The following is a 348-nucleotide window of genomic DNA, read 5'->3' on the forward strand; positions in this document are numbered from 1 at the left end:
GTGCCCCTACCGCCAACACCCACCACATGTAGGGGCACGGCATCAGCACATCTTCTTTTCCGGAAAGATCTTAATTGCCGTGCCCCTACCGCCAACACCCACCACATGCAGGGGCACGGCAGCAGCACATCTTCTGCCTTTCGCCAAAGATCTTAATTGCCGTGCCCCTACCGCCAACACCCACCACATGCAGGGGCACGGCAGCAGCAGATCTTCTTTTCCGGAAAGATCTTAATTGCCGTGCCCCTACCGCCAACACCCACCACATGCAGGGGCACGGCAGCAGCACATCTTCTTTTCCGGAAAGATCTTAATTGCCGTGCCCCTACCGCCAACACCCACCACATG

1 protein-coding gene is annotated in these 348 nt (G+C 57.5%); it reads left to right on the forward strand.

Translation table 11 applies throughout. The features are described from left to right. Positions 1-235, forward strand: a 235-nt coding sequence (locus tag MiSe_RS50000) for a hypothetical protein (RefSeq protein ID WP_226595067.1), incomplete at its 5' end; no start/stop codon positions are given. Positions 236-348: the final 113 nt, after the last annotated feature.

The organism is Microseira wollei NIES-4236 (assembly GCF_020521235.1).
GTDB lineage: Bacteria > Cyanobacteriota > Cyanobacteriia > Cyanobacteriales > Aerosakkonemataceae > Microseira > Microseira wollei.